At 70.5% G+C, this 20511-nt stretch carries 20 protein-coding genes; 10 read left to right on the top strand and 10 right to left on the bottom strand.

Annotated features, from left to right (window positions below; translation table 11 throughout):
• The first annotated feature begins 7 nt into the window (after nucleotides 1-7).
• The 5 genes from SLINC_RS02140 (at nucleotide 8) to SLINC_RS02120 (ending at nucleotide 4837) form a co-directional block, all read left to right on the top strand.
• Entirely contained in the window at nucleotides 8-1258 is a 1251-nt protein-coding gene (locus SLINC_RS02140; protein ID WP_225988214.1) for a beta-ketoacyl-[acyl-carrier-protein] synthase family protein, read from the top strand.
• A gap of 5 nt (nucleotides 1259-1263) precedes the next feature.
• The gene (locus SLINC_RS02135) at nucleotides 1264-2406 is read left to right on the top strand and encodes a beta-ketoacyl synthase N-terminal-like domain-containing protein (protein WP_067426006.1); all 1143 of its coding nucleotides are present in this window, start codon (nucleotides 1264-1266) and stop codon (nucleotides 2404-2406) included.
• A gap of 125 nt (nucleotides 2407-2531) precedes the next feature.
• Nucleotides 2532-3278, top strand: coding sequence for a 3-oxoacyl-[acyl-carrier-protein] reductase (gene fabG, locus SLINC_RS02130; protein WP_067426004.1), 747 nt, complete (start codon nucleotides 2532-2534; stop codon nucleotides 3276-3278).
• Nucleotides 3279-3299: 21 nt separating this feature from the next.
• Nucleotides 3300-4013 (top strand): 2-hydroxychromene-2-carboxylate isomerase, encoded by a 714-nt coding sequence (locus SLINC_RS02125; RefSeq protein WP_067426002.1) that lies wholly within the window; start codon nucleotides 3300-3302, stop codon nucleotides 4011-4013.
• The gene (locus tag SLINC_RS02120) at nucleotides 4013-4837 is read left to right on the top strand and encodes an aminotransferase class IV (protein WP_067425999.1); all 825 of its coding nucleotides are present in this window, start codon (nucleotides 4013-4015) and stop codon (nucleotides 4835-4837) included. Before SLINC_RS02125 ends, SLINC_RS02120 begins: the two co-directional genes overlap by 1 nt.
• A 108-nt stretch (nucleotides 4838-4945) precedes the next feature.
• Here the strand turns inward: SLINC_RS02120 and SLINC_RS02115 are convergent, their stop codons facing one another.
• Genes SLINC_RS02115 through SLINC_RS02105 form a run of 3 tightly spaced genes read right to left on the bottom strand, consistent with a single transcriptional unit; the run spans nucleotide 4946 to nucleotide 8962 of the window.
• Complete coding sequence (locus SLINC_RS02115; RefSeq protein ID WP_107406539.1) at nucleotides 4946-5680, bottom strand: hypothetical protein; 735 nt, start codon at nucleotides 5678-5680, stop codon at nucleotides 4946-4948.
• Between the two features lie 50 nt (nucleotides 5681-5730).
• Complete coding sequence (gene pabB, locus SLINC_RS02110) at nucleotides 5731-7893, bottom strand: aminodeoxychorismate synthase component I (RefSeq protein WP_067425997.1); 2163 nt, start codon at nucleotides 7891-7893, stop codon at nucleotides 5731-5733.
• A 55-nt stretch (nucleotides 7894-7948) separates the two neighbouring features.
• On the bottom strand, nucleotides 7949-8962 hold the full coding sequence (locus SLINC_RS02105) for an AurF N-oxygenase family protein (RefSeq protein ID WP_225988213.1): 1014 nt from the start codon (nucleotides 8960-8962) through the stop codon (nucleotides 7949-7951).
• 78 nt (nucleotides 8963-9040) lie between these two features.
• On the opposite strand from SLINC_RS02105, the gene SLINC_RS02100 reads away from it, so the two are divergent.
• From SLINC_RS02100 to SLINC_RS02085, 4 genes are all read left to right on the top strand, one after another.
• Nucleotides 9041-10267, top strand: a complete 1227-nt coding sequence (locus SLINC_RS02100) for a 3-deoxy-7-phosphoheptulonate synthase (RefSeq protein WP_079164367.1) — start codon at nucleotides 9041-9043, stop codon at nucleotides 10265-10267.
• Nucleotides 10268-10525: 258 nt separating this feature from the next.
• Nucleotides 10526-11089 carry a hypothetical protein gene (locus SLINC_RS02095; RefSeq protein WP_067425993.1) on the top strand — a complete coding sequence of 188 codons (564 nt, stop codon included), beginning with the start codon at nucleotides 10526-10528 and terminating at the stop codon, nucleotides 11087-11089.
• Nucleotides 11090-11229: 140 nt separating this feature from the next.
• Nucleotides 11230-11664: a MarR family winged helix-turn-helix transcriptional regulator gene (locus tag SLINC_RS02090; RefSeq protein ID WP_067425991.1), complete on the top strand. Its 435-nt coding sequence runs from the start codon at nucleotides 11230-11232 to the stop codon at nucleotides 11662-11664.
• 60 nt (nucleotides 11665-11724) lie between these two features.
• Nucleotides 11725-12087, top strand: coding sequence for a nuclear transport factor 2 family protein (locus SLINC_RS02085; protein WP_067425988.1), 363 nt, complete (start codon nucleotides 11725-11727; stop codon nucleotides 12085-12087).
• On the opposite strand, the gene SLINC_RS49115 is transcribed toward SLINC_RS02085, so the two are convergent.
• The 3 genes from SLINC_RS49115 to SLINC_RS02070 all read right to left on the bottom strand — a co-directional run bounded on the left by SLINC_RS49115 (nucleotide 12039) and on the right by SLINC_RS02070 (nucleotide 14629).
• On the bottom strand, nucleotides 12039-12959 hold the full coding sequence (locus tag SLINC_RS49115) for an FAD-dependent oxidoreductase (protein WP_225988212.1): 921 nt from the start codon (nucleotides 12957-12959) through the stop codon (nucleotides 12039-12041). The genes SLINC_RS02085 and SLINC_RS49115 overlap by 49 nt on opposite strands.
• A gap of 183 nt (nucleotides 12960-13142) precedes the next feature.
• Nucleotides 13143-13739: a DNA polymerase ligase N-terminal domain-containing protein gene (locus SLINC_RS02075; RefSeq protein ID WP_067425985.1), complete on the bottom strand. Its 597-nt coding sequence runs from the start codon at nucleotides 13737-13739 to the stop codon at nucleotides 13143-13145.
• Between the two features lie 59 nt (nucleotides 13740-13798).
• Nucleotides 13799-14629 carry an aldo/keto reductase gene (locus SLINC_RS02070; protein WP_067425982.1) on the bottom strand — a complete coding sequence of 277 codons (831 nt, stop codon included), beginning with the start codon at nucleotides 14627-14629 and terminating at the stop codon, nucleotides 13799-13801.
• A gap of 95 nt (nucleotides 14630-14724) precedes the next feature.
• Here SLINC_RS02070 and SLINC_RS02065 point away from each other — a divergent pair, with 95 nt between their 5' ends.
• On the top strand, nucleotides 14725-15789 hold the full coding sequence (locus tag SLINC_RS02065; RefSeq protein WP_067425979.1) for a LacI family DNA-binding transcriptional regulator: 1065 nt from the start codon (nucleotides 14725-14727) through the stop codon (nucleotides 15787-15789).
• On the opposite strand, the gene SLINC_RS02060 is transcribed toward SLINC_RS02065, so the two are convergent.
• The 4 genes from SLINC_RS02060 to SLINC_RS02045 are packed head-to-tail and all read right to left on the bottom strand — an operon-like array spanning nucleotide 15752 to nucleotide 20371.
• Complete coding sequence (locus SLINC_RS02060; protein WP_067425977.1) at nucleotides 15752-17152, bottom strand: glycoside hydrolase family 32 protein; 1401 nt, start codon at nucleotides 17150-17152, stop codon at nucleotides 15752-15754. The two genes, SLINC_RS02065 and SLINC_RS02060, sit on opposite strands and share 38 nt — an antisense overlap.
• Nucleotides 17149-18003: a carbohydrate ABC transporter permease gene (locus SLINC_RS02055; protein ID WP_067444823.1), complete on the bottom strand. Its 855-nt coding sequence runs from the start codon at nucleotides 18001-18003 to the stop codon at nucleotides 17149-17151. Before SLINC_RS02055 ends, SLINC_RS02060 begins: the two co-directional genes overlap by 4 nt.
• A 14-nt stretch (nucleotides 18004-18017) precedes the next feature.
• Nucleotides 18018-18965, bottom strand: a complete 948-nt coding sequence (locus SLINC_RS02050; protein ID WP_067425974.1) for a carbohydrate ABC transporter permease — start codon at nucleotides 18963-18965, stop codon at nucleotides 18018-18020.
• The gene (locus tag SLINC_RS02045; RefSeq protein ID WP_067425971.1) at nucleotides 18962-20371 is read right to left on the bottom strand and encodes an extracellular solute-binding protein; all 1410 of its coding nucleotides are present in this window, start codon (nucleotides 20369-20371) and stop codon (nucleotides 18962-18964) included. The genes SLINC_RS02050 and SLINC_RS02045 overlap by 4 nt, the downstream gene beginning before the upstream one ends.
• Between the last annotated feature and the right edge of the window lie 140 nt (nucleotides 20372-20511).

Genomic DNA, 20511 nt, shown 5'->3' with positions numbered 1-20511 from the left:
GTCTGACATGTCATCACCGCGACGCGTCGTCATCACCGGCCTCGGCGCGGTGACCAGCATCGGAACCGGTGTCGCGGAGTTCCTCGGGGGACTGCGCGCGGGCCGCAGCGGCGCCAAGCCGGTCACGTCCTTCGACGTCACCGGCTTCGAACACGCCCAGGGCTGCGAGATCGACGACTTCGACGCCGCCTCGTACGTGCACAACCTTCCGCTGCGCGAGTACGGCCGGGCCAGCCACTTCGCCGCCGCCGCCGCGCGGATGGCGGTCGAGGACGCCGGGCTTCCGGCCCACGACCTGAGGCAGGCCCGCTCCCTGGTCACGGTCGGCACCACGGACGGCGAGTCGCGCGACCTCGACCGGCTCGTCCAGCAGGAAGTGGCCCATGGCCCCGAGCGGATGGACCCGGTGGTCGCCCGGCGCGTCCCGGCCGGCCGGCTGTCCGTGGCCGCCGCCCGCGAACTCGGGCTGGTCAACGTCGAGGCGGTGACCCTGCCGACCGCGTGCGCGGCGGGCAACTACGCCATCGGCTACGGGTACGACGCGGTCCGTACCGGCGAGGTCGAGTTCGCGCTGTGCGGGGGAGCGGACGCCGTGTGCCTGAAGACCTTCGCCGGGTTCTACCGGCTGGGCACCATCGCACCCGAGCGGTGCCAGCCGTTCGACCGTCACCGCAAGGGCATCCTCACCGGCGAAGGGGCCGGGATACTGCTGCTGGAGAGCCTGGAGTCCGCCCTGGCGCGGGGCGCGACCATCCACGCGGAGGTACTCGGCTACGGCCTCAACTGCGACGCCGACCACCCCGTGGCGCCGAACGAGGACAGCTTCGCCCGGTGCGTGCGGCTGGCCCACGACAACGCCGGCATCGCCGCGGACGACGTCGACCTCATCTCCGCGCACGGCACCGGCACCAAGGCCAACGACGTCAGCGAGGCACGGGCCATCCGGCAGGTCTTCGGCGACAAGACCCCGCGCACCGTCTCGATCAAGTCGATGATCGGCCACACGATGGGTGCGGCGAGCGCCATCGCCGCGATCGCCTGCACACTCGCCATCCGGGAGGGATTCATCCCGCCGACGATCAATCACGTCGAGACCGATCCCGAGTGCGACATCGACTGCGTACCGAACGAGGCCGTCGACGCCGATCTGCGGGTCGTACAGAACAACGCGCTGGCCTTCGGAGGCAACAACGCCGTGCTGATGCTGGGCCGGTACGACACGGGCGGCCCGGCGGGGCCCGCGGGAGGACACCGATGACAGGGATGACGCGAACGAGCGGAGACCGCACAGCTGAGGCGTCCCCGGTCACGGGCCCCTTCATCTCCACCTGGTCGGCGGTCTCCGCCTTCGGAATCGGCCGGGAGAGCTTCAGCGCGGGCCTACGGGACCGGAAGCCGGTCGTCACCGCGCTGGACCCCGATCAGTGGTCGGCTCCGGCAACGGAGGCCTGCCTCGTGCCGGGCGGCGATCCGCGCGAACTGCTGGGCCGCAAAGGCACCCGTTCCATGGACCGGGCGACAGGACTGGCCGTCGCCGCGGTCGGCCGGCTCCTCGACGACGGTACGGGCACGCGCATCCCCGGAGTCGACGAGAGCACCGCACTGGTGCTCGGCACCTCCAACGGCAGCGTGCGCAGCATCATGAGCTTCACCCGCGACGCGCTGACCGAGGACAAGCCCTACCACGTCGACCCGGCACGCTTCCCCAACACCGTGATGAACTGCGCCGCCGGACAGTCGGCGATCCGGCACGGGCTGCGCGGCCCCAACGTGACGATCGCCGGCGGCCGGGCGTCCGCGCTGCTCGCGCTCAACCACGCCCAGCGGCTGCAGCGCTCCGGCCACGCCCGCAGCGTGGTCTGCGGCGCGGTGGAGGAGTTCTCCGCCGAGCGTGCCTGGCTGGACTGGCACGCACACACCGAACAGGGACGGGCTCCGCTGACCGGCGAGGGCAGCGCCGTACTGCTGCTGGAGTCCGGCGCTCCTCGTGGCGGCGCTGCGCTCGCCGAGCTGGCCGCCGTCGAAGTCGGCCTGCCGCACGCCGAGTCGGAGGTCACCGCCGTACTCGCCGACTGCGTACGCCGGGCCCTCGCGCGGGCGGGACTCGACGCCGACAGTGTCTGGGCGGTGGCGCCCGCGGACCTGCCGGGCACCCTCGGCACCGCCGAACGCCATGCCCTGGACGAGGCGCTGGGCGGGCGCACTCCACGCGGCCTGCTGTGCACCGAACTGCTCGGCGACACCGGCGCCGTGTCCGCCGCGTTCCAGATCACGGCCCTGCTCAGCGCCGCGGAGAGCGACCCGGAGTCGGCGGGGCGGGCGGGAGTCGTGACGACCGTGGACCGCGAAGGCGTGGTGGGCTGCGCGCTGCTGCGCTTTCCCGGGCCGGAGCACGGACGACGTTGACGCACCGATCGCAGTCGAATCAGCACTCAACCACGCCGGACCAGCACTCAACCACGCCGGACCAGCACTCAACCACGCCGGACCAGCACCGCACCACGCCGAACTGGCACTGAAAGGGGTACGCAATGGAGAGCGGCCGAAGGCCTGTGGCCCTCGTGACCGGGGGCTCCCGGGGCATCGGGCGAGCCGTCGTACGAAAGCTCGCCGAGGACGGCCACGACGTGAGCTTCTGCTACCGGTCGCGCTCCGAGGCGGCGCGGGAGGTCGAGCGGGAGGCCAAGGAACTTGGGGCCCAGGTGCTGACCCGGGAAGCCGATGTGACGGACCCGGAGGCCGTGCGCGGGCTCGTCCAGGCCACGGAGGAGCAACTCGGGCCCATCGACGTGCTGGTGACCTCGGCCGGCATCACCCGGGACAAGCCGCTGGTGACCATGACCGACGAGGATTGGCACAGCGTCCTGCGGGTCAACCTCGACGGTATGTACAACGTGTGCCACGCCGTCATCCTGCCGATGATGAAGCGCAAGCGCGGAGTCGTCCTCAACCTCTCGTCCGTCTCGGGGGTCTACGGCAATCCCCGGCAGACCAACTACTCCGCCTCCAAGGCCGGGATCATCGGCTTCACCCGCGCGCTCGCCAAGGAAGCGGGTGCCTACGGTGTCCGCGCGAACGTGATCGCCCCCGGCTTCATCGAGACCGACATGACCGCCGGGCTCGGGGAGCGCCGGCAGCGGGACGCGGTCGACCGCATTCCGCTGGGCCGGTTCGGCGGCGCCGAGGAGGTGGCGGATCTCGTCGCCTTCCTTGCCTCGCCGCGGGCCTCCTACATCACCGGCGCCGTCGTCCAGGTCGACGGCGGCATCACCATCTGAGCAGCCCGAGGAGAGCACACCATGGCGCGACCCCGCCGTCCCCGGATCTACTTCTCCTTCCGCAGTCCCTACTCCTGGCTCGCGCTCCACGATCTGTTCCACGAGCACCCGGACGTGGTCCGGGCGGCGGAGTGGCGGCCCTTCTGGGAACCGGACGAACACAGCGAACAAGCGCTGAAGGAAGCGGACGGCCGGTTCATCTACGTGCCGATGTCCCGCGAGAAGCACCTCTACATGCTGGGCGACGTACGGCGGCTCGCCGCGCGGCGCGGGCTGACGGTCACCTGGCCGGACGATCGTGACGCCTGGTGGGAGGTCTCCCATCTCGCCTACCTGGTGGCCGCGGACGAGGGCCGGGGGATGGAGTTCATCGACCGCGTCCAGCGTGCGCGCTGGCAGGAGGGCCTGGACATCTCGGACCGGGAGACGGTCGCGAAGCTGGCGGCCGAAGCCGGGGTCTCCGAGGCCGCCGCGCAAGCCCCGGACGACGAACACATCCGCGCGAGGGGCGTGCAGGCACTCCTGGACATCGACCAGGACGGCGTCTTCGGCGTGCCGTTCTTCCTGAACGGACGCCAGAAGTTCTGGGGCGTCGACCGGCTCGCCGACTTCGTCGCCTCACTCGACGCCGGCCAGGGCGGCCGTACTCCCTCCGAGCGCACGGTGTCACCCGACCCGGAAGCCGTTACGGCTGCCCGGTCGAGCGACTACGGACACGCAGGCGGCTGCGGCTGATGGCCGGCGTCCAGGCCGGGACACGACTGCGCTGGGTGGACCCCGAACGCGGCTTCGGACCGGGGGAGGAGCCCACCACGCTGCTGGCCATGGACTCGTGGCTGGTGGACGAGGGCAGGGTCAAGGCCCTGGACGCCCACGCCGAGCGCTTCATCTCCGCCTGCGCCGCGCTCCGCGCGATTCCGGCGCGGCGGACCACGGCGTTCCTCGGCGCGGCCGTCGAGCGTCTCCCGCGGCAGGGGCGCTGGTTCCCCCGGGTGGAACTCGTCCTGGCCGGCGGAGTCTTGTGCTTTCAGCTGTGGATGAGGCCCGCCCCGCCGCGCGGTGAGCGCGTGCGTCTGTGGACGTCGCCGCACCCGGACCGGCGGATCCGGCCCTCGGTCAAAGGAGCCGACCTCGCTCACCTCACCCTGCTGCGGCAACAGGCCCTCGACGCGGGCGCCGACGAAGCGCTGATCCTGGCCCCGGACGGCCGGATCCGGGAGGGCTCCACCACCAGCCTGCTGTGGTGGCGGGGAGACACCCTGTGCGCGGTCCCCGAGGGCCCGGACGCCCTGGCGAGCGTGACCCGCGCCCTGCTGCTGCGGGCCGCATCCGACGCGGGAGTCGACGTGGCCCTGGAGCGGCCGACCCCGTACGAACTGGACGGTCTGGAGGTGTGGGCGGTCAACGCGCTGCACGGTATCCGTCCGGTGACGGCCTGGACCGGTCTGCCGGCCGGCGTCGAAGCGGGTGCGTCCCGGCGGGTGGAGGAGTGGAACCGCGTGCTGGACGAGACCGCCGCACCGGTGGTCGCCGACGCGGGCCGCGGCATTACGCCCTGACGGGACGGACTCGCTTCGGGCCGGTGTCGGAGCCGGAGCCGGAACCGGGTGTGCGCAGCGGTGTCAGCCGGGTGTACGGAGCGAGTCATCCGGGTGTGCGCAGCGGTGTCAGGGGATCACCAGCGCGGGACACACCCGTACCACCGCGATGCCTCGGTCGGGCTTGCCCAGCCGGAAGCGGACCTTGCCGTGGAGCACCGTCCCGGAGACCGCCCGGCCACCGACCAGGCCTTCACCGGGGAAGAGCGTGAACGTCCATCCGCCGCCCTCCTCGCAGTCCGGCAGTTCACGGCCGGACTGCAGCACGCGGGCCCCCCAGAGCTGACGCACCATGAGGTCCCGGGTGTCGACGTCGTCGACCTCGAACGTCTTCCCGTCGTACTCGTCACGGATGTCCTGGTAGCTGCCGAAGTGCAGCCCGGCCGGGCCGGTGATCGTGGCCACCAGCGTCCAGTCGGTGCCGGGCCCCACCGGCAGCGCACCGGCCGGCAGGGACTTGTCCACGACGTCCGGGGTGGGCTTGCCGAGTTGGTCCGCACGGATGGCGGGATCGACGGCGCCGCGTGTGTCGAGCTTGTCCGGGTCCGGCACCAGCAGCACACCGAAGGTGGCCTCATCGGCGAAGCGCGCCTCCTGGAACTGCTCGCGCAGCGCCTCGGTGGCCCGCCGGGCCCGCTCCCAACGTGCGGCGGGAACCGCCTTCTTGAGATACCCGGCCGTCGGGGCGGGAAGTCCGGCTCTGAGCAGGCCCTCGCGGACGGACCCACAGGTGTTCCAGCCCGATGCGGCCAACAACTCGATCTGCTCGTCCGCGAACACCGCCACCTCCGACACCTCCGACACGGTCGTCTCTCCGTCCTGCGTGCCGGGGCACCGGGCCCCGGCACGTCAGGCTATCGGCTGTCGTCGGCGAAGCCCGGGGACGGAACCTGGGGAGTGTCGCGGACGGGCGCCGGCAGTGCCCGCAGGGGGGCCTCGGCCTTCAGGAGCATCTCGTCGTATTCGGCCTGGGGATCCGAGTCGAGCACGATGGCGCCGCCCGCACCGATCGTGAGCCCGTCCCGCCACCGCACGGCGGTGCGGATGACGATGTTGAGGTCGGCGGTCCCGGAGAAGCCGAGGTAGCCGAGGGTTCCCGAGTAGACACCCCGGGCCTGCTCCTCCAGCCTGTCGATGATCTCCAGGGTGCGCAGCTTCGGCGCCCCGGTCATCGAGCCGCCGGGGAAGCAGGCCCGGACGCAGTCGATGACGGTGGTGTCCTTGCGCAGCGTTCCCCGGACGGTGGAGACCAGCTGGTGCACCGTTGCGTACGACTCGGTCGCCATGAACCTCGGCACGCTGACGCTGCCGATCTCGCAGACCTGGCCGAGATCGTTGCGCAGTAGGTCGACGATCATCAGGTTCTCGGCGCGGGTCTTGGCGTCGTTCAGCAGCGAGTCGCGCAGTTCCCCGTCGAGCTGCGGGTCGGAGCTGCGCCGCGTGGTGCCCTTGATGGGCTTGCTCTCCACGGTGCGGTCCTTGTCGATACGGAGGAACCGCTCGGGGGAGGAGCTGAAGACGGTGAGTTCGCCCAGGCGGAGCAGGGCGGAGTAGGGCGCCGCGTTCAGGCGCCGGAGCCTGCGGTAGTAGGCGAGATCGTCGGGGGGTGCGGGCAGCCTCAGGCTGTTGGTGAGGCATATCTCGTAGCTCTCGCCCGCCTGGAGCTGACGCCGGCACTCCGCGATGTCGGCCTGGTACCGGTCGCGTGGCCGTACCAGGCGGCGTGCGGCGTCCACGCTCGTCGCCCGCGCCGCCGTCTCCGTGTCCGGCGCCAGGTCGGGCAACTCCTCCAGCCGCGCGGCGGTGCGGTCCACCCACTCCTGCGCGGAGGCTGACTGTCCGGGCTCGGCCACCGCCACCACGTACGTCCGTCCCTCCAGATGGTCGACGGCGAGGAAGCGGTTGACCCGCAGCCATACGGCATCGGGGGTGGGCGCCCGGTGGGTCGCGGTGGAGCCGGTCTCGGCCTTCAGCTCGTAGCCGAAGTACCCGACGTAGCCTCCGGTGAAGTCGAACGGCAGCTCCTCAGCCCCGCTCACCCGCGTCTCCAGCCGGTCGCGAAGCACCTCGAAGATGCCTCCCGTCTCGAGATAGGGGATGCCGCCCGAGGGTTCGACGATCACCGCGTTGTCCCCCACCCGGTAGGTGAGGACCTCGCCGCCGGGTCCCTCGGCGTCGCCCAGGAAGGAGAACCGCGACAGGCCTTCCTCGACCAGCGCGCTGTCCAGCCAGAACGCCCGGTCGCTCGCACCGTGCAGCGTGTGGAAGGCGGCCTCGGTGTCCGTCGGCCGTTCGATACGGCGTACGTGCGCCCGCAGTTCGACGACGTGCGGCCGGGGCCGGGATGCCGGGCCCGGCACGGAAGCCTGGCCGGCGGACCGGGCGCCGGCCTGCCCCGCCTGTGACCGGGACGTGGCGACGGACGGGCGGTGCGCCGAACCGAGGGCCAGTTCACGGAAGTTGGCCACCAGCTCGGCACCGTACTCCGTGCAGATCGACTCCGGGTGGAACTGCACTCCCCAGCGCGGCAGGTCGCGATGGCGCAGCCCCATGATCACGCCGTCCTCCGCCCACGCGATCGCCTCCAGCTCCTCGGGCAGCGGCTCGGCGACGCACAGCGAGTGGTACCGCACAGCGGTGAACCGGTCCGGAATCCCGGCGAACAGGCCCTCGCCGGTGTGGTCGACGGTGGTGAGGTGGCCGTGCCGCGGCTGCGGCGCGCTGCGCACCTGCGCCCCGGCCAGCAGGCCGATGCCCTGATGGCCGAGGCACACCCCGAGGACGGGCAGCGCCGGGCGGCGCAGCAGGGCGTCACGGGAGTGGCCGAAGTCGCGGTGCCGGTCGGGCCGGCCGGGGCCCGGGGAGATGACCACGCCGTCGAAGTCGTCCAGGTCGAGCCGATCCCAGTCCGGGTCGTCATTGCGCACCACGGTCGGCTCACTGCCGTACACCTCGGCGAGCAGCTGATGGAGGTTGTAGGTGTAGGAGTCGTAGTTGTCGATCAGCAGTGTGCGCATGGGCCCCTCGGAGGGTAGAAACGGTCACCTGTGGGTGTGCGGGCACCGGGTGCGGTCAGCCGGTCCTGACCGTGGACCAGTCGAAGGGAAGCCGGTCGAGCACCTCCATGTCCGCGCAGAGCCGGTGCAGGGCGCCGAAGTCCTGGAGCAGACGGCGGCGGGCCGCGTCGTGCTCGACGTCCAGCACCATCTGCCGTCCGCCGGGCACGCCGACCAGCTCGACGATCCGGTGCCAGGTCGTGAAGTCGTTGGCCGCGAAGGCCTCCATGCCGTCGGCGAGGGCTTCGAGGAAGAACCCGCGCTGTTCACCGCCGAAGCGGCTGTAGGCGGACTTGGCGATCTCGTCCGCGATGGAGGAGTGGCAGTACTCGTCGCGGTTGTGCAGATCCGCGGTCGCCCGGTTGATCGGCTGGATGTCGTCGCTGTCGGCGATGAGGTCGAGATACGCGTTGATCGATATCTCGGCGACCGTCGTGTAGGCCAGGGTGTCGATCTCGCGGTGCCCGGCCTGCGAGGCCTTCTCCATCCGCTGCCGGTAGCGGCGCGCCTTGTGGCCGAGCGGCAGCGCGGATTCGGGCATCCGCCAGCCGCGCCTGCGCCGGGTCACCGCGCTCGCGTTGAGGTGCATCAGCGTGTGGTACTGCTCGTCCACCATGGCCTGGGTCACCGCGATCGCCATGGGCTCGCCGAGACCCGTGTCGAACGCGTCGGTGGCGATCAGGGCGAACCCCGGGTTCACCACTTGCTGCTCGATGTCCATCACGTTCTTGTTGAACGCGACCCAGCCCCAGGCGCGCAGCTTCGCCTTCGACTCGTCGTCCAGTGCGCGGTACGTCGGGTGGTCGTGGAAGGGCAGCAGTCGTTCGGGATAGTCGGGCCGTTCAGGCTCGAAGAGATCGTCCAGATCCGGTTCGGGCCGTTTGACCGCGGCGCGCCGGTGCCAGTTGCCGGAGAGCCGGGCGATCACGGCGCTCTCCACCGGGTCGTGCGGATCGTGTTCGGGCAGCCCCATGTTTCCACCCCCGTCTGTCTCGTCGCCGTTCATGGTACTGCGAGAGTCTAGACTCATGCATACATTGTATGGGTCTAGAATGGCTGACGGCAGCCCAGAGAACTGAACTGGCACAGTCGGAGAGGTAGTTGAGCGATGCGGACAGAAGTCGTCTCCCACCCGGACGGCACCCGGGCCTCCTGGCATCCGGCGCGTTGGCGGCAGTTCCGGGCGCTGCAGCCCCCCGGCTGGCCGGAGAGCGTCGGCCTGCGAGGAATCCGGGCGCAACTCCTGCGGCGGGCGCCGCTGGTGGCTCCGGAGGAGGTCCTCGCGCTACGGCGGCAGCTGGCCGACGTCGCCGAGGGGCGCGCCCTGGTGCTGCAGATGGGGGACTGCGCCGAGACGTTCGCTCTTCCCGCGCGGGCCGACATCGCGGGAGCCGTGGCGCTCTCCCGGGAGGCGGCGGGGATCGTCGGGGACCGGCTGCGCACACCGGTGATCGCCGTCGGACGTATCGCGGGCCAGTTCGCCAAGCCCCGGTCGTCCCTCACGGAGGACGTGGACGGTGTCCGGCTGCCCGCCTTCCGCGGGGACCTGGTCAATGACTGCCGGCCCGACGAACTGTCCCGGCGCCCGGAGCCGCGCAGGCTGCTGTGGGGATACGAGCACGCCGCGCGCACCCTGTCCCTGCTGCGGGAGTCCGGCGAGGGCGGCCGTCCCGCGCTGTGGACCAGTCACGAGGCGCTGGTCCTCGACTACGAGGAGCCGCTGACCAGGTGGGATGACAGGAACGGCGGGTGGGTGCTCTGCTCCACGCACTTCCCGTGGGTGGGCGAGCGCACCCGGCATCCGGACAGCGCCCATGTGCGCTTTCTCGCCGGGGTGGCCAACGCCGTCGGATCCAAGGTGGGGCCGACGACGACGCCCCGCGACATCGTCCGGCTCGCCCAGGTCCTCGACCCCGACCGGCGGCCCGGCAGGCTCGTCCTGATCGCACGGATGGGGGCGGACCGCGTGGAGGAGGGACTGCCGGGGTTGGTGGAAGCACTGCGCCAGGCGGGACATCCAGCCATCTGGCTGTGCGACCCCATGCACGGCAACACCGTCCGCTCGCGCAGCGGGTTGAAGACGCGCCACATGAGCGCCGTACTCGGCGAGATCCGCGGGTTCACCAGGGCCGTCCGGCGCGGCGGGGGCCGACCCGGCGGGCTCCATCTGGAGGCCACGGCCGACGGGGTCACCGAGTGTGTGGGAGGACGCTGCGGCACCCTGGAGAGCCAGGTGCCCGATCGCTATCTCACCGCCTGTGACCCCCGGTTGAATGCCGATCAGACCCGTGAAGCGGTGGAGTGCTTCGCCGACGAAATGATGGCGGAATTCTGATCCGCATGTGACTGAATACCGATCCATCGGCACGCCAAATAATGATCGCTTGTAGGTCAACTCCGTCTGTTTCAAGGTCGTTGAAGTACAGTTGGGCAGAGATTCAGGGAAGCGGAGCGCATCGGCCGCAGATCCGAACGGGGGGACGGGGTGTCCATGTCCGCACGACAGCCCACACATCGGGGTTCCGTCCGGGATCCCAAAGATCCGGATGTCAGCCATTCATCCTGGCCGAAGGGTGAATCAAGAACAGGCCAGGTGCGCCGACTGCTGGCCCGCGCCGGCATACGCCCAGGGCAGCGGGTTCTGCATATCGGCGACCACCTGCCCGAGTGTGACGCGCCGCAGTCGGAGGAATTCCAGCTACGCGCCGCGCACAAGAACGACGGCGAGGACGGGACCGCCCCGCCCGCCGAGGTGTTCGACGCGGTGGTGGCGCTGGACTGCGCACCGCCGACCGCGATCTCCACCACGGCCCAGGTCTGGCGCCGTGTCATCGAACCCGAATCCGGGGCCGTCGTCGTCACCGGCACCGACATAGCGGTGGCGGAGGGGGCGGGGGAGCCGGTCTCCAGACAGTGGACCGAGGAACTGGAAAGCGCCGGCTTCGTCATCGAACGGATGGCCAGGTTCCCCGTCGAACGGGGGCACTACGGAGCGCTCGCCGAGACGGCGCATCTGGTCCAGGACTCCCTGCACACGGCACTCGGTGCCGGTCCGGCCCGCTCCTACCTGGCCCTCATACGGCGGCTGGAGGAGAGCGTGCGGCGCGAAGCGGCCCACCGGTTCGAAATCATCGCTCGCTCACCTGGGGTAACGTAGATGGGTAGTACAGACCCGTGCAATGAATGCGCGAATCTTTACATGCCCAGCGCGGCCTTGCTATATGTACGGGTGATATTGGTTTCTCGGCCGCGGGCTCCCCCTCGGGCGTTGGGAGGTTGGTGGCGGTGAAGCGTGCCATGAGTGAGCGTCACGCCAGTGAGCGAGAGCAGGGCACATGGAACCAACTCGTCGCGCTGCACGCGCAGGTGTCCGAGTTGGTGGAACGAGCCCTGCAGGACCGCTTCGGGCTGTCGCTCACGGAGTACAGCGCACTGGAAGCGCTCGCCGAGGCGCCCGGACCCGCGGGCCTGCGCATGCAGGCGCTCGCTGAGGCGATCGGTCTCAACCAGAGTTCCGTCAGCCGTCTGGTCGCCCGACTGGAGCGGCAGGGGCTCGCGGAGCGCAGTCTCAACGAGCGCGACCGGCGCGGCGTTTTCACCAGCATTACGGAAACCGGCCGGGAGACACTGAAGGAAGCGACACCCGTCTATTTGCAGACACTTGCCGCTGCTTTTGACAGGGTGGGTGCCGACCCGGTCCTGCGGGAATTGATCGAGCGCATCATCCAGTGAATCATCGCGTCGATTCCCGCCACATTCGTGCAGCAGTGAACTGGCAGAGGAGTTCGACGTATGACGACGATGGATGCCGTACAGCGTTACTACGACGCGTGGATCAATCTCGACGGCGACATGGCCGACGTGCCCCTTGCCGACGATTTCGTATTCGTCGGCCCGGTGGGTTCCTTTGATTCCGCGGCGGACTTTCGCGCCATGGCGGCGCAGTTCGGGCCGATCGCTCAGGACTTCTCCGTCCGCCACCAGTTCACCGACGGAGACCTGGTGTGCTCGATCGTGCGGTGGAACCTGCCCCAGGTGAGCGGAACCACCAACGCGGCCGAACTGCTCACCGTCGAGGACGGTGTCCTCGTCCGCGCCGAGGTCATCTACGACGGTGAGGAACTCCGGAAGGTCGTTGCCGCCGGCAGCGTCTGACCTGCCCCGGTGGGGACCGCGGTTCGTCGGCTCGTCCGGCGGACCGCTTCTGCGTAACAGGGCCTTGGGCGGCGATCGGCTTCGACTCGGTCGGCTTGCGCCGGAGCAGGGCTTTTGGGCGGTCCCGCTGCTCGGGGGCGAGCGGGGGCGCCTGGTCGGCCAGTTCCCGGGCGTAGCGCCGAATATCGGCGATCTCCGCAGCGGTCAACGCCATCAGTGATCTCCTCACCAAGGCGTACATCCTCGACGACGGCCATGATGCTGGACCGCGGCGTCACCGGGCCGGGCAGTTCCCGGCATACATTCCGGCTGGATCGGCCAGGAGGGGACATGTCGACCAGGCCGCCCCAGCAGTAGTCGACGCGCGCTTGCGTGAGCTGCGGGAAGACCTCGGTGGTGAACTTGCCGACGTGCAGCCCGGCACTCCTGGCCTCGACCATCGCGCCGTGGTAGAGGTCGGAGCCGATCTCGGAGCGGAGTTCGCTCTTGGAGACCAGGCGGGTCTCCAACCCCAGCCGGCCGGACATGATCTCGTGGGTCCTGCGCAGACCGTCGAAGTGCGCCGGCCTGGAGGCCAGGTTCAGCTTGCCCGTGCGGGCGAAGTCGCAGTCGATGTTCTCGTCAGTGACGAGCTTCTCAAGGGTGTCGACCGCGTCGTGGTAGGCCATCAGATACCGCTTGGCGGTATCGAAGCCGTAGCGGGGGACCGCGTCACGGAACCCGATTGACAAGCCCGTGGTGGCCATACCGCCGTTGCGTCCGGACGCGCCGAAGCCGACCGTGTCCTTCTCGAAGACATGCACGGAGGCACCCTCGCGCGCCAGGTGCAGTGCCGCCGAGAGGCCGGTCAGGGCGGCCCCGATGATCGCCACGTCGACGCTCCCGCCGATCTGGGTCCGGGACCGGTCCGGACCCTGGGGAGCGGTGTCGAGCCATAGGGGGTGAACTTCATGTCGCTGCTCTCTCTCCTGCCAGTGCCGTCAGCCGCGCTGAACGCACCTGGGTCAGGCCCCTTGCAAGGTCCGCCGCCGGGAGATTGTTCGCTACCGACGCGGTCACTTCTCACGGTCGTCCGCCGCGACCTGGGAGAGCGTGCGGCCCGAGCGCACGGACCGGGCCCGCCGTGGGTCGGGGGCGCCGTGCCCGCCGGCGCGCCCCTCGGCCTTCTTCACCAGCAGCCAGGACTCGTCCTCGTCGCCGCGGAAGCGGGTCAGGGCGTATGTGCCGTGCAGCTTGGAGCCGTGCAGGCGGAACGTGGCGTGGCCGTGCTCGATCGACTCAGCGAAGTCCACCGACCGCCCTTCGCGGTCGTGGCTGAGCGGCTCGTACGTGCCGTGATCCCAGACGATCACCGTCCCGCCGCCGTACTGGCCCTCCGGGATCACCCCCTCGAACTCCTCGTACTCCAGGGGGTGGTCCTCGGTCGGTACGGCCAGCCGCTTGTCCTTGGGGATGCCGGAGGGGCCCTTCGGGACCGACCAGGACTTCAGGACGTCGCCGACCTGAAGGCGGAAGTCGAAGTGCATCGTGCTCGCGTCATGGATCTGCACGACGAACCGGGGCTCCGCACCCGCGGCCCCCGCGCGCCCCTCGGGCTCGCGGGTCCGGTCGAAGTCCCGCTTGCCGTGGTAGTCCCGCAGTCGCTCCTTCACCTGCGGCTCCTTCCCGCGAACCCGTTCGCCTCGCCGGTCCCGGGTACCCCTGCGGCGGATCAGAACTCCTCGTGCGTCTCCGGGTCCCCGCCGAGACGCCGTTGGGCGCGGTCGCCGATCGCCGCCATCTGGGCCGGGTCCAGTTCGAAGCCGAAGACGTCGAGGTTCGCGCGCTGCCGCTCCGGGTCCCCGGACTTCGGGATCGGTACGGCGCCGACCTGGAGGTGCCAGCGCAGGATCACCTGGCCGGGCGTGACGCCGTGCGCGTCGGCGACATGGCGCACGGCCGGGTCCCGGAGCAGGTCCGAGCCGCGGCCGAGGGGACTCCAGCTCTCGGTGACGATGCCCTTGCCGGCGTGGTGGGCACGCAGTTCGTCCTGCGGGAGGAGGGGATGCAGTTCGATCTGGTTGACCGAGGGCAGGACGCCGGTCTCCTTCTCCAGCCGTTCGATGTGCGCGACGGTGAAGTTGGAGACACCGATCGACCGCACCAGGCCGTCCTCACGGAGCTTGATCATGGCCTTCCACGAGTCGACGTACTTGTCGACCCGGGGGAGCGGCCAGTGGATCAGATACAGATCCACGTACTCCAGGCCCAGCCGGGTGCGGGATTCCTCGAAGGAGGCGAGGGTCTCCTCGTAGCCGTGGTGCCGGCCGGGAAGCTTCGTCGTCACGACGATCTCCTCGCGGGGCACGTCGCTGCCGGCCACGCCGCGGCCGACGCCGGTCTCGTTGCGGTAGTTCGTCGCCGTGTCCACCAGGCGGTAGCCCAGGTCCAGGGCACCACGCACGGCCTGCTCGGCCTGCGTGTCGTCCATCGGCCAGGTGCCGAGGCCGAGCGCGGGGAGCGTCGTGCCGTCGTTGAGCGGGTGGGTCGGAATGCTGATCACTGGGGGACCTTCCCTCGGCTGTGTCGTCCCTCCAGCGTCACGGATAGGGTGAGTGTCGATCAACCGGGACGGCGGGGACGAGGACAGCGGACGGCATGGGCGACGCCGAGGACAAGCAGCGCAGAACCGCGGGGCGGTCCACGTCACGGGACGTCGCGCGGCTCGCCGGCGTGTCGCACACCGCGGTCTCCTTCGTCTTCAACGGCCGCGCCGAGGGCAACCTCTCGCCCGCCACCCAGGAACGGATCCGGCAGGCCGCCGCCCAGCTCGGCTACCGCCCTGACCCCGTCGCCCGCGGCCTGCGCCGCAGCCGTACGGCCGTGATCGGCCTGGTCACCGACGAGATCGCCTCCACACCCTTCGCCGGGCGACTGCTGCGCGGCGCGATGGAGACCGCCTGGCAGAGCGAGCACCTCGTGCTGACCGTCGACTCGGGCGGCGACCGGGCCAAGGAGGACGCGGCCGTCGCCGAGCTCCTGGACCGCCGCGTGGACGGCATCATCTACGCGGCGATGTCCCTGCGCCGCGTCCGCGTCCCCGAGGGACTGCACCGCACCCACTCCGTCCTCGCCAACTGTCTGCCCGAGGACGACTCGCTGCCCTCCGTCGTCCCCGCCGAACGCGCCGGAGGGCGGACGGCGGCACGGCTGCTCCTGGACCAGGGGCACCGCAGGATCGCCCTGGTCGGCGGCCATGACGACATCGCCTCCGTCGAGCGGCTGCGCGGCTTCCGGGACGCCCTGCGGGCCGAGGGGATCACGCTGCCCAGGGAGTGGGTCGTACGGACCGGGGGTGAGATCTCCAGCGGGTACGAGGGCGCCACGCGGATTCTCGACGGGGTCCCGGCGGACCGGCGGCCCACCGGGATCTTCTGCTACAACGACCGGGTCGCGGCGGGCGCGCTGCACGCCTCCACCCGGCTCGGGATCACCGTGCCCGACGAGCTGTCCGTGGTCGGGTACGACGACCAGGAGCACATGGCCGCGTTCCTCACCCCGCCCCTGACCACGGTCGGGCTGCCGCACCGGGCGATGGGCGAGGCCGCCACCCGGCTGCTCCTGGACGCCATCGCCACGGGACGCACGCCGCCCGCCACGGTACGGCGCCTCGCCTGCCCGGTGATCACCCGCTCGTCGGTGGGACCTGCTCCCATCCCGTGACCCGGGCGCCGGCCCCCCGCACGACCAGCTCCGGCACGTCGTCGGCGCGCCGGTAGACCCGCTCGGTCACCGTGGCCCGGTCGCCGACGAAGAGTTCGAGGAGCGATCCGTCGACGAGGATCCGTACGGTGATCTCCGCCTCCGGGACTCCGGCGGTGACCGGGCCCAGCGCGCCGGTGCGGGGCCATCCGTCGCGGTCCAGGGTGACCGTCCGCTCGTCCGGGTCCAGCCGGACCGTCAGTTCCGCACCCGACGCCGAGCGCAGCAGCGACACGGTCGTGAGGGAGCGGGCGGTGACGGTCAGGTCGTAGGCATCCGGAAGAGACACGGGGACACCGGGCTCCGTGACGAACGGGTCGGGTGCGCGCAGCAGCCGGAGTTCGGGTGCCGGTGCCATGCGCAGTGAACCGTCGGGGTGGGTGTCCAGGGTGCGGGGCGCGGTGAGGACCCCCGCCCAGCCGGCCCGGTCCACGGCGGCCTGTTCGCGGGCCTCCCAGGACCAGCCCCACAGCACGGCCCGGTCCGCCTCCTGGAGCACGGCGGGGGCGTAGAAGTCCCGGCCGTGGTCGACTGGACCGCCCGTGCGGGGCACGAGACGCAACTCCCCGTCCCTGTACGGGTGCAGACGGCCCGTCAGATAGCCGGTGGAGCTCGGGTCTCCGTCCCACAGGGACACCACCAGCACCCATTCCCCGCTCGCCGTCGCGAACAGCTGAGGGCACTCCCAGCCGGTCGCTCCGTCGCCGAACACCCGGGCCGCCACAGGGTCGTGGCCGTCCACCAGGACCCCGGCGAACCGCCAGGCCGACAGGTCGTCACAGTCGTAGAGCAGGACCGACGGCGTACCGTCGGCGTGGCCCGCTCCGACCAGGGCCCAGCGGTGGCCGGCGTGGTGGAAGACGAACGGGTCGCGGAACATCACCACGTCCAGTCCCGGCGGCGGGCCGGTCACGACGGGGGTGGGGTGCGGCTTCCAGTCGGTGAGCGTCTCGTCGTCGGGGACCGTGGCCCGGGCGAGGCAGATCGTGCCGAGACCGGTGTGGTGCCGGTCCACGCCGGTGTACACGGCGGTCGGCACGCCGTCGTCGTCGACCACGCACCCCGACCAGCAGCCGGCCTCGTCCGGGCCGCCGGGCGTCGGTGTGAGCGCGACGGGGTGGTGCTCCCAGTGGGCGAGATCGGGGCTGGAGACATGCCCCCAGTGGACGTTCGTGTGCACCGGGGCGTCGGGGTTGTGCTGGTAGAAGAGGTGGTAGCGGCCCTGCCAGCGGAAGGGACCGTTGGGGTCGTTGATCCAGTGGGCGGGCGGACGGACCCGGAAGCGCGGGGCGTCGGGGTCCGGGACGCGAGCGGTGAGGCTCAACGGTTGACTCCTGCGGAGGTGATGCCCTCGCGCAGAGGGCGCTGGCCGACGAGGAACACGGCGACGGCGGGGATCATGGAGAGCACGACACCCGCGAGGACCACCGAGATGGATCCGGTGCCCAGATTGCCCTGGAGGGAGACCAGGCCCAGCGGGAGCGTGTAGTTCTGGCCGGAGGTCTCCAGGATCAGCGGCCGGAAGAACTCGTTCCAGTGGTAGTTGAAGGCCAGGACGCCGACGATCGCCAGACCGGGCGTGGCCAGGGGGGCGTACACGGACCGGAAGATCCGCCAGGGTCCGGCGCCGTCCAGCATCGCCGCCTCGCCCAGGTCCTTGGGCATGCCCATGAAGTACTGGCGCATCAGGAAGGTGCCGAAGGCGGTCGGGAACGCCGGGATGATCAGACCGAGCAGGGTGTCGGTCAGGCTCATCGACTTCAGTACCAGGAACACCGGCACGATGGTGACCTGGAGCGGCACCATCATGGTGGCCAGGACCAGACCGAACAGCGGCTTCTTGAAGCGGAACTCCAGGCGTGCGAAGGCGTATCCGGCAAGGCCCGCCGTGATCATCTGGCCGACCGCGATCAGCGCGGTCACCAGGGTGGAGTTGAGGGCCAGCAGCCACACGTCGATCTGGTCGAAGACCCCGCGGTACGACTCGACGGTGGGGTCGGACGGGATGATCCTCGGGGGCAGGTCGAAGGACTCGGCGGGCGTGCGCAGCGAGGTGGAGAGCGTCCAGATGACCGGTCCGAGGGTCAGCAGGGCGCACACGGTCAGCCCGGCGATCCGGGCCCACGGGGCCAGGGAGTGCCGGGTACGGCTGAGGGTCAGGGTCGCTTGGCTCAAGGGGTTCACCCGGCTCACTGGTAGTGGACGAAACGCCGGCTGAGCCGGAACTGGAGGGCGGTGACCGCCATGATCAGCACGAAGAGCAGGACACCCACCGCGGACGCCTCGCCGAAGCGGAGCTGCTCGAACGCGGACTCGTAGATGACCATCACGACGGTGCGGGTGGCGTCACCGGGACCGCCGTTGGTCAGGACGTAGGGCTGCTCGAAGACCTGGAGCGCGTTGATGATGCCGACCACCGACGCCACCAGCAGGGTGGGTGACAGCAGCGGGAGCGTGACGCCGAGGTGCTTGCGCAGACCGGTCGCGCCGTCGAGGGCGGCGGCCTCGTGGATCTCCTTGGGGATGTTGTTCAGACCGCCGACGAACAGCAGGAACGAGAAGCCGAACTGCTGCCAGACGTAGACCAGGACGACGGCCGCCATCGCCGAGTTCTCCGAGGTCAGCCACGGCACGGGTGCGATCCCGATCAGCCCGAGCAGCCAGTTGACGACTCCGAAGTCCTGGTTGAACAGGTACTTCATCACCACCGAGATCGACGCGGCCGACAGCACCAGCGGGAAGAAGAACGCCGAACGGAACACCGAACGCAGCCAGGCCGGCATCCGGCCGTTGACGGCCAGCGCGAGGGTGAGCGCGATCAGCAGCTGGAGCGCCACCGCGAACACCATGAAGACCAGGGTGTTGCGGAAGGAGACCAGCACCGTGGAATCGGTGAACATCTCACGGTAGTTGGCCGTCCCCGCGAAGCTGGGGGAGTCGATGACGTTCCAGTGGAACAGGCTCAGCACCACCGAGCCGGCGATCGGTACGACCGTGAAGACGACGATGCCGACGATCGTGGGGGCCAGGAACAGGGCTGCCAGCACACGGGTGCCGCGTTCGCGGGCGGAGGGCCGCGTGGCGACCGCGACGGGAGCCGGTGTGCTCGGCGGGGCCTGGATCTGGGTGTCCGTCATATCTCACGCTCCATGGCCTTCTCCAGGTCGCGCTGCATCCGGCGCAGGGCGGGGCGCACCGCGCGCGGGGAGGACAGGGCGGTGCCGGTGTGCTTGAGCAGTACCTGTTCGACCTCGGCGACCTGCGGCGGCGCGGGGATCGGTCCGGTGTCGGGGAACTTGTCGAGGGTGTCGTAGAAGACCTGCCAGTGCCGCGGGCCGGTCTCGCGGTAGCGGTCGGCGGTGAGCATCGAACGGCGGGCCGGGGTCGTCTGGTTGGTCTCGAACAGCTGCGTAAGAGTGTCCTTGCGGGCGGCGTACTTGATGAACTCCCAGGCCTCCTCCTGCCGCTTCGACGTGCGCAGCAGCGCGTAGCCGGCCGCGCCGAACTGCATGCGCTGGGTGCGCCAGCGCGGGAAGTACTGGGTGTCGAAGCCGTCGGGACGCATGCCCGCCAGGCTCAGGCCGCCCGCCCAGAAGCCGCCGGCGGGGGTGACGCCGACCCGGCCGGTGGAGAACACGCCGATGAGGTTCTGGCCGTTGCCGCCCTCGGGGCGGGTGCACAGGTCCTCGCGGATGAGGGAGGCGAGATAGTCGTAGACCTCCTCCACGCGGTCGTGGGTGGCCTGCGGGGTGGTCCACCGGAATCCGCCCCCGCGTCCGCCGCGCCGGTCGGCCGGGTAGAAGGAGTCCCACAGCCAGTCGCCGCCGGGTGCCTTGGACTCGGCCAGCAGATTGGTGTCGTTGGCGAACAGCCAGGGGACCACGCCGCCCCACAGCCTGTTGGTCCAGAAGTACGGCGTGAACTGCGAGCCGCTCGCCTTCTTCATGTCCCGCAGGAGTCCGGTGAAGTCGTCCCGGGTCCAGTCGGACGCCGGGAAGTCCGCGCCGGCCCGCCGCAGCACCTGGTTGTTGAGGTAGATGTCGGCCGCGTTGAACTCGACCGGCAGCTGGTAGAGGCTCCCCTCGTACATCATCGACTCCACCAGCGAGGGGTGGACGTCGGCGAAGTACTCGCGCAGTTCCTCCGCGTCCCGCCTGACCCAGTGGTCGAGGGCGACGCCGAGGCGCTGTGCGAAGAGCTGGACGCCCTCGGTGGCGACGTAGACGAGGTCGGGGGCGGTGCCCGCCGCGATCTGGGTGAGGATCTTGGCGAAGAAGTCCGACCAGTCGACGGCCTGGACCGCGTTGATGCGCAGCTTGATGTCGGGGTGGACCTTTTTGAAGCCCTCGGAGAGTGCGCGGACCGCCTCCGGGCCGTAGGCGGGGCCGAGGGTGGCGACGACGAGGGAGCCGTCGTCGCGGCCGGGGATGTCGGCTCCGGTGAGCCGGTCCCAACTGGCTGCGGTGCCGGCCAGGGCGGCGGCTCCCGCGCCGTAGGCGCCGTACCGCAGCAAGGTGCGGCGGGAGAAGTGCGAGTCGGTCATCCAACAGGGCCTAACTCGTGTTAGTCGGCATCTGATGCCCCAGATGATGGGAAGCCCGTCATAGCCCTGTCAAGGCCCGCGAACCCTTGACCTTTAACGAGTTAGGTCGCACAGTCCTGATCTCGTGAGCCGCCGTCAAC

This window comes from Streptomyces lincolnensis (genome assembly GCF_001685355.1).
Classification (GTDB): domain Bacteria; phylum Actinomycetota; class Actinomycetes; order Streptomycetales; family Streptomycetaceae; genus Streptomyces; species Streptomyces lincolnensis.
Note: the sequence above shows the minus strand (reverse complement) of the source record. Positions and strands in the feature narration are given on the sequence as shown.

What these genes read in the sequence shown, in the direction of transcription:
- SLINC_RS02090 (WP_067425991.1), top strand. Translation starts at nt 11,230, where the DNA reads ATGAGTGAGCGTCACGCCAGTGAGCGAGAGCAGGGCACATGGAACCAA.
- SLINC_RS02065 (WP_067425979.1), top strand. Translation starts at nt 14,725, where the DNA reads ATGGGCGACGCCGAGGACAAGCAGCGCAGAACCGCGGGGCGGTCCACG.
- pabB (WP_067425997.1), bottom strand. Translation starts at nt 7,893, where the DNA reads ATGCGCACACTGCTGATCGACAACTACGACTCCTACACCTACAACCTC.
- SLINC_RS02125 (WP_067426002.1), top strand. Translation starts at nt 3,300, where the DNA reads ATGGCGCGACCCCGCCGTCCCCGGATCTACTTCTCCTTCCGCAGTCCC.
- SLINC_RS02100 (WP_079164367.1), top strand. Translation starts at nt 9,041, where the DNA reads ATGCGGACAGAAGTCGTCTCCCACCCGGACGGCACCCGGGCCTCCTGG.
- SLINC_RS02120 (WP_067425999.1), top strand. Translation starts at nt 4,013, where the DNA reads ATGGCCGGCGTCCAGGCCGGGACACGACTGCGCTGGGTGGACCCCGAA.
- SLINC_RS02135 (WP_067426006.1), top strand. Translation starts at nt 1,264, where the DNA reads ATGACGCGAACGAGCGGAGACCGCACAGCTGAGGCGTCCCCGGTCACG.
- SLINC_RS02105 (WP_225988213.1), bottom strand. Translation starts at nt 8,962, where the DNA reads ATGAGTCTAGACTCTCGCAGTACCATGAACGGCGACGAGACAGACGGG.
- SLINC_RS02140 (WP_225988214.1), top strand. Translation starts at nt 8, where the DNA reads ATGTCATCACCGCGACGCGTCGTCATCACCGGCCTCGGCGCGGTGACC.
- SLINC_RS02045 (WP_067425971.1), bottom strand. Translation starts at nt 20,371, where the DNA reads ATGACCGACTCGCACTTCTCCCGCCGCACCTTGCTGCGGTACGGCGCC.
- SLINC_RS02085 (WP_067425988.1), top strand. Translation starts at nt 11,725, where the DNA reads ATGACGACGATGGATGCCGTACAGCGTTACTACGACGCGTGGATCAAT.
- SLINC_RS02050 (WP_067425974.1), bottom strand. Translation starts at nt 18,965, where the DNA reads ATGACGGACACCCAGATCCAGGCCCCGCCGAGCACACCGGCTCCCGTC.
- fabG (WP_067426004.1), top strand. Translation starts at nt 2,532, where the DNA reads ATGGAGAGCGGCCGAAGGCCTGTGGCCCTCGTGACCGGGGGCTCCCGG.